Here is a 16,783-nt window from a genome sequence, read left to right as displayed (position 1 = left end):
TGCTGTTACATCACGTTTACCCTGTGATGAGTTACCTGCTGAACCACCGATTAAACCAGCAGCTGATTGACCATCGTAGATATCTGCATAAGTTTGCTCAAAATATTCCATACCTACGTAGTGTGATACTTGACCACCAGGTAATTCGAATAAATCGAAGCCGATACCAGCAAAGTATTGGTCAAAAGTCGATGAAGATTCTTGAAGTGTTGTTGCTTTCATGTTTGCAACACCTTCATCTGAACCTAAATCAATATCATTAGCTTGGTTATAAGCTAAACCAGAATAAGAAAGGTAGTATTGACCAACAGATTTGTTATCTGCTTTGTTACGGTGGTAGTAAACTTCCCATGAAGCATTGTTCCAATCAAGGAAACCACGTAAACCAGTTGTTAAATCGATGTTGTAGTCGTCTACGTTACCGTCACGAGTACCGATACCAACCCAACGGAATAAACCGTATGCACCATCTTCACCGTATGGGTTGTGCTCATTGTCTGCAGACATACCAGTCCAAGGAGCAGCTGGAGGAGCATAACGACCAAATGATGAGTTTTGAACAAACATTGTTTGACCAAACCACTCTACATTTTCAGCGATTTCATAGTTAGAGCTGATGTATAATGTGTTACGGTCGATTGATGCTGTGTTGTAAGATACGTTTGCAAACGCATACATACAATACTCAGAGCCTGGACCCCAGTCTTCATTTGCATCTACACGACGGAACGTATTTTCACCGTACTCTGCAATTAAGTCATCACATAATAGTGATGCTTTTGCTTGTGAGAAGTCAGGAGAAAGAACTGTTGCACCGTAGTAAGACCAACCAACAGTATCTGCAGTGTACGCTTCGATATCACCATCGCCATCTAAATCACCGATTTTAGCTTTAGTGTAATCACGTGCACCATCACTGATACCTTCACGTTTTTGGTAATCGTATGCAAACGTGATGTTACCTTTATCGTTTGAGATACCACCTACTACTGAGAACTCTGAAGACGTTGTTCCTTCGTCTTGATCACGATGACCAGCACCAACGTTGAAGCTTAAGCCTTCATAGTTGTCTTTTAGGATAACGTTAACAACACCAGCCATTGCATCAGAACCATAAATAGATGATGCACCTTCAGTCATGATATCGATACGCTCAACTGCCGCCATAGGAATAGCATTTAAGTTAGCTGACGCACCACCTAATGTTGGTGAGCCTGGGAAACGACGACCGTTTAATAGCACAAGTGTACGGCGTGAACCCGCACCACGTAAGTTAATAGTTGCTTGAGACTGAGCAGAGCTACCTGAACGCTCTGAGAATGAGCCGAATGAGTTCAATGAACTTGAACGAAGAGCGTCAGCTACAGTGAAATCACCTTCCATTTTGATATCAGCAGATGTGATGCTGATTACAGGTGATGCACCTTCAAGGTCAGTACGCTTGATGCGTGAACCTGTTACTTGAATGCGTTCAACTTTCTCTGCACTGTCGTCTTCAGCTGCAACAGTCGATGCAGAAAATGCAGCTGTTGATGCAGCACCAAAAGCAATCGCTAAGCGAACTGCTTTAGAAACTTTTTTATTTAACATTTGATTCTCCCTGGACCACTATATTGTGGCTATATTTAGCATAAGCTTGTTTATTATTTGTTATCACATCAGGACTGCGACCAACAAATAATAAACAAATTAAACAAAATATCCAGACATTTGTTTATAAAAAATTAATAAAAAACCACAAATGAAACCAAACTTTAATCTATCGCGCAAAATTCGTACAAATACATTTCTATCTAAAACCCTTAAAAATAGGGACAAAAGCAATATTCAGACCTTAAAACATTCGAATTTGCTTATTATTTCCAAATGAAACAATAGCACCCAAATCTGCAACTATCATTTCAGCTATTGGCAACAATTGCTTATTAACATAAACACCATAATCGTAATGATGTTTACCTGTGTAGTACTCAGCGCCACAATCGGTGTACACATATTCAATTATTTGCCCACGCTTGAAGCTAACAGTAGGATTTTTAACTATATATTGCTTAGCTGCTTTAACATGAGGAGGGATATTTTTTTGATAGTCTGTCAAATGCTGCCCTAATCGTTTACGGTAGACTAGCATTGAGTCAAATTCACCTGCATAAAGCTTTTTGACATAATTATCAAATGCTTGGATTATTAAATCCTGACTATTCTGTTCACTAAATAAAATATTGAAAAGCTCTCTTTGAAATTGATGAGCCAATTCAGTCCAATCACTTCTGACTGTTTCCATTCCTTTAAAAACAAGTTCGCTAATTCCATCTTTAACCACATTTCCGACATATCGCTTTTTAGAACCCGTTGTTTTTCCTCTAATCGTGGGCATAAAAAAAGGGCTATAGTGGATTTCGAACTCAATTTCTAAAAAACTGTCTATTTTATAATGTTGTTGTAACTCGTGCTGCCAACGTATGTTTATTTTTCTTGCCAGTTCCGTACCGATTTCATTACAGTCTTGAGGATTCAGCTCATCAACTAATTTCACAAATGTCGAGTCAGTATCGCCATAAATTACTTCATAGCCCCATTCTTCAATCCACTGCTTGGTAGTTTGCATTATTTCATGACCACGCAGAGTGATTGAACTAGACAAGCGTGGATCATAAAAGCGGCACCCTTTTGAACCTAACACTCCATATAAACTATTCATAATGATCTTAATCGCCTGCGAGAGCATAGGTTGGTCATTATCTTTGGCGACCTGTCTTTTAGCAGCGAGCTCTCGAATCAGTTCAGGTAAATGATGTTCGGTTCGTGAAAATAGCGCTTGATTAAAACCCTCTATTGCATTTTCTGGGCTTTTTAAACCCTCAATCAAGCCAAGTGGATCTATACAAAATGTTCTCATTATCGATGGATACAGGCTTTTGTAATCGAGCACGAGTATATTTCTATAAAGCCCTGGTTGTGATGGCATAACATAGCCACCGGGGCTGTCGAATGTTAGGCCATGATCCCCCAAATTGGGAGCTACATAGCCACTTCTATGTAATAAAGGTAGGTAGAGGTTAGTGAAAGCGGCAACAGATCCCCCCATTCTTTCAAGCTCTAAACCTGTTAACTGACTTCGTACAACTGCAAAATCGAGTAACCTAAGCTTTTCAAAAATACGCAGTACTAAAATGCAATCTTGTCTGTTGTAACTCGCAAGTGAAAGTTTATCTTCATTAAACTGACGAATGATCTCAGCAAGACGGTCGTCGGTGCTAATCAGTTTATCTTCGCCAAGCTCAATGCTTGCTACATTGGCAAGACTGAAGTTATCGTAATGATAGGTTGCATTTTTTAAGGTATCGATACCATCAATCACAACCCGACCAGGTATAGTTAAGCGGGTAAAGCTACCAACTCTCAACTGCATTTTTTCTTTATTGCGCCCTAAAGGTAACTCAACCCCAAGCGCTTCAGCACGTGCATGTAATACAGTAAAATCAAACTCAATGACATTCCAACCTATAATCACATCAGGGTCTATAGTTTGAATAAGCGAGCAAAGGTGGTCTAGTAAATCAATTTCATCAACACACCATTGAATGATAAATGGCAGTTCACTGGTATCTTGTGGCTGTCCTATCATTAACACCATATCGATGTTTTCGCCCACTAAGCCAACTGAAAATAGTACTCCCTCACCATTACATTCAATATCGAGTGACAAGCTTGAGAATCGAGGCGTAAACTCGCTATTTTTTTTGAATTTAGCATCAGTTAATACTGGATATGGGTGGCTTTTAATTAAACGACCTTTGGCCCAAACAGATCCTCTGATAAAGCGCTCCATTAAAAACCTATCGACTGGGCGGATATCATCTTCATAGACTTTTATATGCTGTGCTTTGAGTCGTTTAGCTGCGTTGTAATAATGTTTCAATGAAGAGAAATAACAAGAAACCACTTGTTGCTGCATGAAGCTTTTAAGCTTCACATGCTTAATTTCGCAGATGATCCCATACTCGTTGAACACGCTTGTTGCAGCGTCTAATTGTGATTTATTAATAAAAAACACAGCGTGTTGTAAAGAGCTAATTAGCTTTACAGGCCCCTGCTGAGATAATATCCACACCACAATAGAAATGCCTTTAGCGCTATCATAGCATTGGGTGGAAAGAATAAAGCCAGAAACTAACTGCATGTTATTAGACCTTTTTTCGGAAATTTAGGCATTTTAGTTAAACAAAGCTAAGTGGATTAGCTAATTAAAGTAACAAGTCGCTTGTAGTTGCCCAGTTAAATCTCTAAAATTCATTACTGTAATTATATACATACTTTAGGTTATCTGGGCATGCTTTCTGACTCTTTAAAAAAAACAATTCGGCAAATTCATAAGCATGTTGCTGATAACCTCGCCGATTACCGCCCTAGAAGTAGTCAAAACTATTTAGTTGCCGAAATAGCAAAAACGCTGGCTGGCGAGTACCACAAAAGCCAACGCATCTGTGTTATTGAAGCTGGTACAGGTACCGGCAAGTCGCTGGCTTATTGTTTAGGTGCATTGCCTTTGGCGATGGCCAAAAAAAAGAAATTAGTGATTTCGACGGCCACCGTTGCCCTACAAGAGCAGTTAATCAATAAAGAACTGCCTTTTTTTAAAAAACACTCTGGCCTTGATATTAAGTTTGATTTAGTGAAAGGCCGACAGCGCTATATATGTGCGCAAAAACTCAGTGCGGCAGTAAATGGCAACAGTCAAACGCAAATGGAGTTTATGCCGACCCTATCATCGCCGCTTTCAGATATGGAAACCAAATGCTTAAAGCAACTTTATGATGCTTATTCAAAAAAGCAATGGCAAGGCGACCGCGATAGCTGGGCTGATACTATTCCTGATAAAGTGTGGAATTTAATTGCCTGTGATAAGCACTCATGCCAACGACAAATGCGCGCTCATCAGCTCTGCCCTTTTCATATGGCGCGTCAGCGTCTGATGCAAATGGATGTGCTAGTGATCAACCATTCTCTATTACTGGCTGATCTTGATTTGGGTGGCGGTAAAATTCTACCTGAACCTGACGATACGATTTATGTAATCGATGAAGCGCACCATTTAGCGCACATCACCCGCGATTTTTCTTCTGCTGCAGCAACCATTAAAGGCACCATAGATTGGCTCGACAAGCTGGTTAAATTTGCTGGTAAAATGGCTAATGTGCTCGTAGGTCAAAAAGCGATTGGGCAAAATTTTAAGCTCAGTGACAGTATCAATGATGCTGGTAAAAACTTAAAAGTGGTGCGTGATATTCTTGATAACGCAGACTTTAATTATAACAGTGATGACACCTATCGTTTTGAACATGGTGAAATCCCTGCTTCTTTACATGCCAAAGCAAAAGATATTAGCGATGCCACCCTTGATGCCCTAAGAGCACTCAACAAGATGCATGACACCTTAGTTCAAGACGTAAGTGATGGCGATATAAAACCTTATGTGGCTGATCCAATCTTGGCTGAAAGTGGTCAGTACATTAATCGCTTAGAGTTATTGAACAAGCTGTGGTTTAGCTACGCCACAAAAGGCGAAGGTATTCCCCATGCGCGATGGATAAAACGCTTGGAATATAAGAACCATCACGACCATTTACTCAGTGATTGCCCTATTGAAGTTGGCTATTACCTAAAAGATAAATTATGGAATCAATGTGCGGGTGCCGTACTTTGTTCAGCCACCTTAACTGCATTGGGTTCATTTGATCACTTTGCCTATGAATGCGGTCTTGCCAAAGAAGAAGGCGTAAAATACATAAAAGTCCCTTCTCCGTTTGATTACCCAAAACAAGCGACGTTGCATATTCCTGCAAGTCATATTGAGCCGACCGATAAAGCGTTTAGCGACCACTTGGCTGAGCAATTACCTAAGTTCCTTGATGATAAAAAAGCTAATTTAGTGTTGTTTGCCTCTTATTGGCAAATGGATCATGTTGTTAAAGCGCTGCGTAGCAAAGGAATTGAGATCTTAGTGCAAGGTGAAATGTCTCGAGAAGCATTATTGAAAAAACATAAAGCCAATGTAGATTTAGGCCGTGCTAGCTATTTATTTGGCACTCAAAGTTTATCTGAAGGTCTTGATTTACCAGGTAAGTACTTAGAAAACCTGGTAATAACAAAAATTCCATTTGCGGTGCCTACCTCACCAATAGAAGAAGCTCAGGCTGAGTTTGTGCAAAGTAAAGGTGGCAACCCGTTTCTTTCGATAACCGTACCTGATGCGGCAAAGAAATTAGTACAAAGCTGTGGTAGACTGCTGCGCAAAGAAAATGATCAGGGTCGCATTACTATCCTTGATCGCCGACTAGTGACCAAGCGATATGGCAAAGCCATGCTCGATACCTTGCCACCTTTTAAAAGACAAATTGATTATTAATGTTTGAATTAGCTTTAGACCCAACAACCTGGGCACTATTATGCGCAGTCGCACTAGCAGCGGGCTTTATCGATGCAATTGCAGGCGGTGGTGGCATGTTAACAGTACCCGCGCTATTAACCGCAGGCTTACCGCCCCACCTCACCTTAGGGACCAATAAACTTGCAGCAAGTTTTGGTTCATTGACGGCCAGCGTAACGTATTTTCGGAAAAAGTTGTTCAACCCACGGTTTTGGGCTGCTTCCATTGTTGCAACAGCCATTGGTGCACTCATAGGTACTTTAGTGGTTGATTACTTAAGTATTGAATTTTTAAATAAATTACTACCGGTGGTGATTATTTTAGTCGCTTGTTACAGCTTATTTGGCAGTTTAAGTACAACTGAGCATAACGAGTTACCTGAGCTTGATGGTAAAACTAAAGTTAAACAATGGCTGCAAGGTCTAGGACTTGGTTTTTTTGATGGCTTAGCAGGCCCAGGTACTGGTACCTTTTGGACCGCATCAAATAGCCTATTATATAAAATGAGCTTATTGCTTAACTGTGGCCTTGCCCGTTCAATGAATTTTGTTTCAAACTTTATTTCATTGATCACCTTTGTTGCGCTGGGCCATGTGAACTTTTTGCTTGGTATAACAATGGGCTTTTTCTTAATGTTAGGTGCCTGGTTAGGTGCGCATTCAGCAATTAAATTTGGTAGTAAAATGATCCGCCCAGTATTTAATACTGTGGTTATAGTGTTAGCATTAAAGTTAATCTATGAGGCTTATTTGTAAATGCATTCTCCTGCTTTTGACAAACTATGCGAGCAAATATCTAGGCTTAAACATCAAGCAAGCCAATTTGATAACGGCAACCTATTTGCTAAAAATCGCTACATGCAGGCACAACCAAGTTTGTTTGATAAGGCAGTATTTGCGACTAAAAGTATGAAACTTGCAGATTATGTAGCTGAAATAGAAGAAGAGTTAGCTAACCTGCCCCCAGCAGAACATCGCCATGCTTACCAATATGCTTTAGAGCGAATTGCACAGCAAGTTCAGGCTGTTTTTAATGTTATTAAATCAACACCTGTGTGGGCAAAAGAGAACAAATACAGTTTTAAACCCAAGAGCAAGCCACAAATATATAAACAAGCTGTTAAAAAGATCATGCAGTCTTCACATGAACTTTACGATGAGCTCAAGCAAAACCATGAGTTTGAGCGCCGCTTAGTTTTAATGATTGAAGAAAGAAAGCTTAAACTTGATGCAGCTAGCCCAGCAAAGGCCACTGAAATAAATAAAGAGATCTTAGCTTTACACGCTCGTTTGGGTCGCTGTCGAAAAGCAATTTCAGCCACTGAAGATAAAATTCAACAAGTAGAAAAACAGCAGCTGAGATAATGTTTTACTACCACCCAAGTTATTCAGCGTTAGCTTTACCCGAGCGTCACCGCTTTCCGATTGAAAAATATCGCATGTTAAGGCAGCTTGTTAGCGACTTTATTGATGAGCAGCACTTCATTACCCCACAAAAAGCCACTCGCGCCCAGCTTGCTCTATGCCATGACCCTGATTATGTCGACGCTTTTTTAACAGGTAGCCTTGACAGCAAAGCGATAAAAAAAATGGGCTTTCCTTGGTCTGAAGCCTTAGTCGAACGAACACTCTATTCTGTCGGTGCAAGTATTCAAGGTGCTGAATTTGCACTACAACAAGGTGCTGCATTTAACTTAAGTGGCGGTTATCACCATGCTTTTACGAGCTATGGTAGTGGTTTTTGTATTTTTAATGACTTAGCAATAGCCGCAGCACACTTAATTGAGAGCGAACAAGCCGATACCGTATTAATCTTTGACTGTGACGTTCACCAAGGTGATGGCACAGCCGAAGTGACACAAGCACACCCTCAAATCATTAGCTGCTCTATTCATTGCCAGCAAAACTTTCCGCGTATCAAGCAGCAATCAAATTACGACTTTGCTTTAGAGCATGGCACCTCAGATGCTGAATACCTTGAGACAGTAAATCAAGCATTAGCCTTAACAATTAGACTCCACCAGCCTGATATCATTTTGTACAACGCCGGCGCAGATATCGCAACGGATGATGAGCTAGGACACTTTCAAGTCAGTTTAGAGGGCGTGTATCAACGTGACCATTTAGTATTAAGCCAAGCAAAGGAAGCAAAAATCCCACTCTTTGCAGCCATGGGCGGTGGCTATCAACGAAATGTAAGCCGTTTGGTTGATGTTCATGGTCAGCTTTTTAGAGCCGCTGTCGATTTATTCTAAGGCTTGGTATACACTTAAATATGACTTTTCTACTAGGTTGTTGGTATATGAAATTGCATGATGACATCCACAATTACTATGAAAAACTTGTTATTGAAGATATCGCTAAGCGCAAGTTAGATTCGTTGTATAATGATGATATTATGGCGGATTTATGCTGTACCGTACTTAATCAATTACCTGCTCGCTATATTCGCTATGACGTTGATATGGAATTTTATTTACCACAAACAGAGCGAATAAAAATGGAGCAACGCGTACAAACAGCTATCGATGTAGCCATCAGCCAAGTTGCGAAAAAAAAGGAATTACAGAATGAGCAGTGACTTAGAAAATGCTCCTGACTACATAAAAATCGCTGTTGATCTCATTATGCTCTTAGAGCAAAACGATGTGCCTGCCGAAGACGTTTTAGCAGCATTAGAAATCGTTAAATCTGACTTCGAAAAAAAACTTCCACAATCAACTGATTAATAGTCCGAAAATGGCGAGTATTGGGGCATAAATTTGTTATGCTCAGGTTTTAAAAATTAAGAATGTAAAACCATGTCATTGCCAAGTTTATTACGCCTGTTCATCCTTGCTGCTATTTGGGGCGCTTCCTTCTTATTTATGCGCATGGCAGCTAATAGCTTAGGCCCTGCGATATTAATTGAGCTAAGAGTCGGCTTTGCAGCAATAACACTGTTTATTTTTGCGCTGTACTTAAGCAAGAAACTGGCTTTCGCGACTCACAAAAAGCATTTTTTCATTATTGGTGCGCTTAATTCCGCCATTCCCTTTTTATTGTTTGCTTATGCAGCACAAACAATTAACGCTTCAACCTTATCAATATTAAACTCAACAACCCCAATTTGGGGTGCCATCGTCGGTATTATTTGGAGCAAAACTAAACCCACTAAAAGTATGCTGCTTGGCTTGCTGTTAGGTTTAACGGGCGTGGCCATTTTAGTGGGGCAAAATAGTCTCACTATCGACAGCCAAGCCATCACGGCAATTGTTGCTGCGCTGTGTGCTTCACTCAGTTATGCCATTGCATCCCATTACACCAAACATGCACCAAAGTTGTCTGCTTTTGATAACGCGCATGGCAGTATGTGGGCGGCAAGTATCATGGTACTCCCGCTTATTTTTATTATTCCTGCCAGAGAAATGCCAAGTAACCAAGTTATGCTTGGTGTAGTGGCACTCGGTGTGCTGTGTACTGCTGTAGCATATATCCTGTTTTTCCGTTTGATTGATGATATTGGCCCAACCTCAGCACTGACTGTTACCTTTTTGATTCCACTATTTGGCATAATATGGGGTAATCTAATTTTAGATGAACAAATTGGGCCGAATACCTTAGTTGGCGCACTGTGTGTTATAGCAGGCACCATGCTGGTCACTGGCTTTATCCGTATTAAGCCGTTTTTAAAACGAAACACCTTGTAACAGAATGCAAATTGCATTTTTAAATACAATCTATACTCTATTATACCAATTCGCTTAATTAAGTAGTCTATTTTGAGGCAATAAAACCTCGTTGATAACAAGGCAAAAATTTCGTTATTTAGTTGTTCTAAATGAGAAATTTTTAACGCAGTTAGCGACAGGTTTAATCCCTCAAAATGATTAAGTATTATAGTGAATTGGTATTGGGTACTAAAAAGGAAGGAGAAGTGTATGTCAGGTACTACCATGGTGGTGTTAATTGTGCTGATATCTGTGGGATCTGGGGTGATTTATGATATGTATAAAAAGCATCTCGAATTCAAATCACGCACCTTAAAAAATTCAAAAGAAGCGAACGAGCATGTAGCAGAAGTGACAAAAGAGCTGCAAGAGTTAAGAGAGCGTGTGCAAACGCTCGAAGCCATTGTCACAGATTCAAGCTACAACGTAAAACAAGAGATTAATAAACTTTAATTAAGTTAGCTCTAATTAAGATAATAATGCACTGTATTGATCAAGCACTGGCTGATAATAATCGGCGTCTTGATTCAACATGCGTTGGTAATGAGCACATAATTGCTTTAAATAAGCTTGGTGCTCTTTACTTGTTAGTTGCCACATTTGCTGTCCAATGCGGGTGATGAGCTGCGATGATGACGCACTCATTACGATGATTTCGTAAAAGCGTTTATTTTCACAAACCAACTGCTCAGACACGAGCCCTAATTGTAGTGTTTGTAAATAACTGCGAACGTGATAACTGTGATGTACAGGGCAAACAATAATATCGATGTAAGTATTTGGGTTTTGGCTAACAATCTTCGTTAAAAACTGTACTAACAGCTCTCCCCCTACTCCTGCAATAATAACTAGGTGGCGTTTTTGTGGGTCTGGTGTAATCGCTGCAACATCTTGGCAATGCACCTGCCAGCGTCCGCGTTGCTCTTCGTTGCAAAAGCGTTCTAGTTTATCATTTAGTGCCTGCATTAACTCAGGCACTATATCAACGAAATGTATTAACTGTGCTTTATCTTGCTGTAAAAGCTCAATCCCTAACAAACCGTGGTCGCAGCAGCAGTCCCAGATTTCGTCATAACCTGAATCAACTACATCAACGATGGCTGATAGTCGTTTACTTAGTGCCATTAGTTTGCTGTTTTATAAACTAAAGCTTTTAGACTACGATCACTGTCTACTTCAACAAAGCCATCGGTAGCTGCGAGTCGCTCAACAAAGCTAATTGCCCCTTGCGTATGATCGCTAATGAGATCTTTAAACGCCTGCTCTGAAAGCTCAGGACTATTCGCACACAGTAGTAATTGGGTGTGTTCATTCAATAGCTCGGGTAAACGACGCAGAATTTTTTGATAATCCTTGGTCAATATAAAGCTGCCTTTTTGAAAGCTAGGTGGATCAACGATGATCAATTCATACGGCGCAGATTTCTTTAGCTTACCGAATGACTTTAAAATATCGTGAGGGAAATAACTAACACCTTGCTCAAAACCATTTAACTGATGATTTTGTTTACCCGTTCGAAGCACACCTTTATTCATATCCATATTTATAACTTGGTCAGCACCACCTTGCATTGCTGCAACAGAAAAACCACAAGTATATGAAAACAGATTGAGCACTTTTGCGTTTTTACTATTGGCTTGAACAAACTCTCTGCCACGGCGCATATCAGGGAAAATTCCCGTATTTTGGCGACTCAGTAAATCAACTTTAAACTTAATGCCGTTTTCACTGACAAGGTGTTCTTGTGGTAATTCGCCAAACATTAGCGCATTACGGGTATTAATACCGCTACGTTGCTGGTATACCAATGCAGTAACAAGCTCAGGCGCGTTCTCTTGCGCCCATTGCCATAGGGTATCTGTTAATTGCGCAAGTGCTTGTTCTTCAATTTCTTCATATGAAACTAAAAAGAGTGCGGGCGGATAAAAATCCAAATTAATGTGGCTCAGCTCAGCCACTGAGTGGCCACGGCCATGAAATACACGGCATAATTCATTAGCGGCAAGTGGCGCCTCTGCTAATGCATTTAAAATGGCAGAAAAATCGTTTGTCATCATCTTTAGTTAATTAACTGTTGTTGTAATTCGTGAATCTCATCTCGCACAGAAGCCGCTTTTTCAAATTCAAGGTCGCTGGCATAGGCATGCATTTTCGCTTCAAGGGCTTTAATTTGGCTGGCAATATCTTTTGCGCTGAGCACTTTTTTAGACTCTTTACGCACCAATTTAAGATTATCTTTAGGACTTGCTTCTTCACCCACATCCATAATATCGGTGATACTTTTCACCAGTGCTTGCGGCTCAATACCGTGCTCAAGGTTATAAGCTTGTTGCTTTTCGCGGCGGCGCTCTGTTTCGTCAATGGCTTGTCGCATAGAATTAGTAATGCGGTCGCCATACAAAATCGCTTTACCATTTAAGTGACGAGCAGCACGACCTATGGTTTGAATAAGCGAACGAGTAGAACGTAAGAAACCTTCTTTATCAGCATCAAGTATCGCAACCAGTGAAACCTCTGGCATGTCGAGACCTTCTCGTAATAAGTTAATGCCCACTAACACGTCAAATACACCAGCACGCAAATCGCGGATAATTTCGACCCGTTCAACGGTGTCGATATCTGAGTGCAAGTAACGCACTTTTACATCATGGTCGTTGAGATAATCGGTTAAATCTTCTGCCATACGCTTAGTTAAAGTGGTTACAAGTACCCGCTCGTTCACTTCAACCCGTTTATAGATTTCAGAGAGTAAGTCATCAACCTGACTACCAACGGGGCGAACTTCAATTTCTGGGTCAATAAGCCCGGTTGGACGAATAACCTGCTCTGCAACTTCTCCTGATGAACGCTCAAGCTCAAAATTACCTGGCGTTGCCGATACATAAATAGTTTGCGGCGCAATGGCTTCAAATTCTTCAAAACGTAATGGCCGGTTATCTAATGCTGATGGCAAGCGAAAGCCATACTCAACAAGATTTTCTTTACGGCTTCTGTCACCTTTGTACATAGCGCCAATTTGCGACACTGTAACGTGTGATTCATCAATAATCATCAATGCATCATCAGGTAAGTAGTCAAGTAAAGTCGGCGGCGGATCGCCCGGTGTTCTACCAGATAAGTAACGCGAGTAGTTTTCGATGCCTGAGCAATAACCAAGCTCGGTCATCATTTCAATATCGTACTGGGTGCGCTGCGCAATACGTTGCTCTTCTATAAGTTTGTTGGCACTGAGTAATTGAGCTCGGCGGTCTTTCAACTCATCTTTAATTTTATCTATGGCATCGAGAATTTTTTCACGGGGTGTTACATAGTGCGTTTTCGGGTAAATAGTCGCGCGTACTATGTGCTTCTCAACAGCCCCTGTAAGCGGGTCAAAAATACTTAAGCGCTCAATTTCATCGTCAAACATTTCCACACGAACGGCATAAGTGTCAGATTCAGCAGGAAATATATCAACTACTTCACCACGAACACGGTATGTGCCACGGCTAAATTCAATATCGTTTCGTGTATATTGCAGCTCAGCAAGACGACGCAGCATATCGCGCTGATCAACGGTTTCACCCACTTTCAGCAATAGCATCATCTTCATATATGAGTCAGGGTCGCCCAAACCATAAATAGCAGATACCGAGGCCACAATTATTGTATCGCGTCTTTCTAAAAGCGCTTTGGTAGCACTTAAGCGCATCTGCTCAATGTGCTCATTGATAGACGCATCTTTTTCTATAAAAGTATCACTGGCAACAACATAAGCTTCTGGCTGGTAATAGTCGTAATAAGATACAAAATACTCAACCGCGTTATGCGGGAAAAACTCTTTCATTTCGCCATAAAGCTGTGCAGCGAGTGTTTTATTGTGTGCCATGATAATGGTTGGGCGATTCAAATCATTAATAATATTGGCCATGGTGAAGGTTTTACCCGTCCCTGTAGCCCCTAATAATGTTTGATGAGCAAGCCCAGCCTCAAGGCCATCTTTTAACTGTGCTATCGCCGTTGGTTGGTCACCACTTGGCTTAAATTTAGAAACTAGTTGGAAATGGTCGCTCATGAATGACACTCCTTCATATATGACTCACTTAACCCATCAACTTCTTTGATGAACCATTTATAGGCTACCACTGCCGTAAATAAATTACCGATGGCTGCACCAATAAAGAGTCCTTTTAAACCGGCAATTTCACTGCCAACATAAGCAAAAGGTACATAAAAAACAAATAGACGAACCACACTTAAAATCAGTGCATTCATTGGCTTATGCAGGGCATTAAATGAAGAGTTAGATAAGATAATTATTCCTTGCAGACCATAACTTAGCGGCAAAATATAAATGAATAGCTTAATCACATCCATTACTGCTTGCTCTTTACCAAATACATCAGCGATAAAACCAGAGGTTAACAGCAGTAAAATATAAATAGCGAACTGCCAAATCATCACAAACTTTAAAGTTTTTGTGTAGGCTTCTTTGACACGTTCAAACTTACCCGCCCCAAAGTTTTGACTAACAAATGGCGGCAAGGTCATCGACAAAGCTAGTACTACAAGACTTGCAATAGATTCAATTCGGCTTCCTACACCAAATGCCGCAACGGCTTCAGGACCATGTTTAGCCACTAATGCTGTCATGACAGCCATTGCAATTGGCGTTAACATATTTGCGCCAGCCGCAGGTAAACCAATTTTTAGGACTTTTCGAATTGAGCTCAATGGCGTTTGCGAACCAGCATGCAAACTTAACAACCCATTCTTAACAGCAAGAATATAAAGGATGATAATTACTGCCACTGCCCAAGCTATGACACTTGCGATGGCTGCACCTTGAATTCCTAAAGCGGGGATAGGCCCAAAGCCAAAAATAAGCATAGGGTCTAAAATGGCATTAATGAGCCCCGCCCCACCCATTACTATGCTCGGTGTTTTAGTATCGCCACTGGCACGTAGCACAGAGTTTCCGACCATTGGGGTAATTAAAAACACACTGCCTAAAAACCACACACTCATGTAATCATGGATCAAAGGCAGTACTAACTCCCTAGCCCCAAGTAATTTAAAAATAGGTTCGATAAATACATAACCGACAACCGATAAAGAAAACACCATAACAACAGCGACAAGTAATGACATACTTGCATCAAAGCGCGCCTCGTCTAGCTTGTCGCTGCCAAGTGCTTTTGCAATAACTGCTGAAGTGCCTATTCCTAAACCGATAGCAAGGCTGATAACGGTAAACGTTACGGGAAACGTAAAACTCACCGCAGCGAGAGGTTCAGTTCCAAGTAAACTGATGAAAAAGGTATCTACCAAATTAAACATCATTAGTGTAATCATTCCAAAAATCATCGGAATGGTCATTTTCTTTAAGGTCGGCAGAATGGGAGAGTTTAAAAGATCAGGTTTAGATTTGCTCTGCGGTGTCACGCTCATAAGAATATTTTGCCTCTTTATCTTAGCTTGTAAGTTTAAAGGATCCTCGGCTTGCAAGCTATGCTTTATTAAAAGAAACAAACGAGATAGATAAAACTCCTTATTTTGATGCTTTCATTGATAAATAGTGACTAACCCCTATAAAAAACAAAATACAAACATCATTAATATCTTTATTACAATTAAAAGGCAGATATCGCTGTTTTTTTACACACTAAATACTATTGTTTCATCGTCACAAATAATTTTACTAATCAATTCAGCATGGCTTCAGGTAAAAATATTAACCCACTGATTTAATTAGATTTAAAAAAACTGAATTAAATGCTTGAAATTGCTAGAGCGCCCTATATTTCTGGCATCAACGCTGTTCTTAAAGTTTCATAAACAGAGTTATCCACAGAAATCGTGGATAACTCTCTGTAAGCCGCAAATATAAAGGCTTTTAACAGCTATCGTTCTTTGAGTTAAGCTTAAAGACTGAAGTGTATTATTTTAAGCCTTTTAATTGTTCCGCAATAGAAATCAGCAAAAATTTCTACAGCCTGAACCAAAAATGAAAACAACAAACAAGGATGCAGTAGCTTTTTTTCAAACTAAACAACTGATTTAAATGATTAAAAAATCACCAGTTAAGCTTTGTTAAACTGCCATATTTATTTATTGGCAAAAAAACCTATCGTTTCTGTGAGATAAATACAGCTAAAAAATACGACTCGATACAGTTACAAACATACCGGTGTTTAAAAATTCAGTACTGTCGTTTTGTGATAAATACAAATACTAGATAAGTAATTATTTTCTCCGTTAAATTGTAAAAAACATCTTAACTAATACTTTTTTGACGTTTAAAACCACAAGCCTGCTCAAAAAAAATGCAATGATAGCGTTTTAGCGACATAAAACTTTAACTGAATGGCGCTATCCAACATGATTTCAAGCCATATTTTGCTCAGATCGAACATAAAAACATCGAATAAGCTTCTTTTTTGAATTTATGAAGTTTTTATGTTGACACTTTGCAATGCTGTCATTAATATTTCGCCCCGTTGAAAGGCATGACGCTTCCCCCTTAGCTCAGTTGGTTAGAGCGACGGACTGTTAATCCGCAGGTCCCCCGTTCGAGTCGGGGAGGGGGAGCCAAGTTTTTCAGCCATACACGATTTCCCCTTAGCTCAGTTGGTTAGAGCGACGTACTGTTAATCCGCAGGTCC

Annotated in this window: 14 protein-coding genes and 1 tRNA gene; 9 read left to right on the top strand and 6 right to left on the bottom strand. The window is 40.2% G+C overall.

Annotated features, from left to right (window positions below):
* Nucleotides 1-1,590 (bottom strand): TonB-dependent receptor plug domain-containing protein (locus L1264_RS19940; protein WP_235404467.1); only part of this gene is annotated, 1,590 nt, incomplete at its 3' end.
* 244 nt (nt 1,591-1,834) lie between these two features.
* Nucleotides 1,835-4,183 (bottom strand): DNA polymerase II, encoded by a 2,349-nt coding sequence (locus tag L1264_RS19935; RefSeq protein ID WP_199526232.1) that lies wholly within the window; start codon nt 4,181-4,183, stop codon nt 1,835-1,837.
* 150 nt (nt 4,184-4,333) lie between these two features.
* Here L1264_RS19935 and dinG point away from each other — a divergent pair, with 150 nt between their 5' ends.
* The 8 genes from dinG (at nt 4,334) to L1264_RS19895 (ending at nt 10,592) form a co-directional block, all read left to right on the top strand.
* Nucleotides 4,334-6,409 carry an ATP-dependent DNA helicase DinG gene (dinG, locus tag L1264_RS19930; protein ID WP_235404466.1) on the top strand — a complete coding sequence of 692 codons (2,076 nt, stop codon included), beginning with the start codon at nt 4,334-4,336 and terminating at the stop codon, nt 6,407-6,409.
* Complete coding sequence (locus L1264_RS19925; RefSeq protein ID WP_199526230.1) at nt 6,409-7,185, top strand: TSUP family transporter; 777 nt, start codon at nt 6,409-6,411, stop codon at nt 7,183-7,185. Before dinG ends, L1264_RS19925 begins: the two co-directional genes overlap by 1 nt.
* Nucleotides 7,186-7,794, top strand: a complete 609-nt coding sequence (locus L1264_RS19920; RefSeq protein WP_135925374.1) for a primosomal replication protein — start codon at nt 7,186-7,188, stop codon at nt 7,792-7,794.
* A complete protein-coding gene (locus L1264_RS19915) occupies nt 7,791-8,684 on the top strand; it encodes a histone deacetylase family protein (protein WP_199526235.1) in 894 nt (297 codons plus the stop codon). Before L1264_RS19920 ends, L1264_RS19915 begins: the two co-directional genes overlap by 4 nt.
* 47 nt (nt 8,685-8,731) lie before the next feature.
* Entirely contained in the window at nt 8,732-9,010 is a 279-nt protein-coding gene (locus L1264_RS19910; RefSeq protein ID WP_135925378.1) for a late competence development ComFB family protein, read from the top strand.
* Nucleotides 9,000-9,158, top strand: a complete 159-nt coding sequence (locus L1264_RS19905; RefSeq protein ID WP_135925381.1) for a DUF2496 domain-containing protein — start codon at nt 9,000-9,002, stop codon at nt 9,156-9,158. Before L1264_RS19910 ends, L1264_RS19905 begins: the two co-directional genes overlap by 11 nt.
* A 72-nt stretch (nt 9,159-9,230) precedes the next feature.
* Entirely contained in the window at nt 9,231-10,118 is an 888-nt protein-coding gene (locus L1264_RS19900) for a DMT family transporter (RefSeq protein ID WP_199526228.1), read from the top strand.
* Between the two features lie 231 nt (nt 10,119-10,349).
* Entirely contained in the window at nt 10,350-10,592 is a 243-nt protein-coding gene (locus L1264_RS19895; protein WP_058583760.1) for a hypothetical protein, read from the top strand.
* A gap of 15 nt (nt 10,593-10,607) precedes the next feature.
* Here L1264_RS19895 and L1264_RS19890 read toward each other — a convergent pair whose 3' ends face one another.
* The 4 genes from L1264_RS19890 to L1264_RS19875 are packed head-to-tail and all read right to left on the bottom strand — an operon-like array spanning nt 10,608 to nt 15,569.
* Complete coding sequence (locus tag L1264_RS19890; protein ID WP_199526227.1) at nt 10,608-11,264, bottom strand: tRNA (adenine(22)-N(1))-methyltransferase; 657 nt, start codon at nt 11,262-11,264, stop codon at nt 10,608-10,610.
* A complete protein-coding gene (locus L1264_RS19885; protein ID WP_199526234.1) occupies nt 11,264-12,193 on the bottom strand; it encodes a class I SAM-dependent methyltransferase in 930 nt (309 codons plus the stop codon). Before L1264_RS19885 ends, L1264_RS19890 begins: the two co-directional genes overlap by 1 nt.
* Before the next feature lie 5 nt (nt 12,194-12,198).
* Complete coding sequence (gene uvrB / locus L1264_RS19880; protein WP_235404464.1) at nt 12,199-14,193, bottom strand: excinuclease ABC subunit UvrB; 1,995 nt, start codon at nt 14,191-14,193, stop codon at nt 12,199-12,201.
* Entirely contained in the window at nt 14,190-15,569 is a 1,380-nt protein-coding gene (locus L1264_RS19875) for an MATE family efflux transporter (protein WP_199526225.1), read from the bottom strand. Before L1264_RS19875 ends, uvrB begins: the two co-directional genes overlap by 4 nt.
* A gap of 1,066 nt (nt 15,570-16,635) precedes the next feature.
* Between L1264_RS19875 and L1264_RS19870 the strand changes: the two genes are divergently transcribed.
* Nucleotides 16,636-16,712 (top strand) — tRNA-Asn (locus tag L1264_RS19870).
* Nucleotides 16,713-16,783: the final 71 nt, after the last annotated feature.

The organism is Pseudoalteromonas sp. APAL1 (assembly GCF_021532475.1).
Taxonomy (GTDB): domain Bacteria; phylum Pseudomonadota; class Gammaproteobacteria; order Enterobacterales; family Alteromonadaceae; genus Pseudoalteromonas; species Pseudoalteromonas lipolytica_C.
Note: the sequence above shows the minus strand (reverse complement) of the source record. Positions and strands in the feature narration are given on the sequence as shown.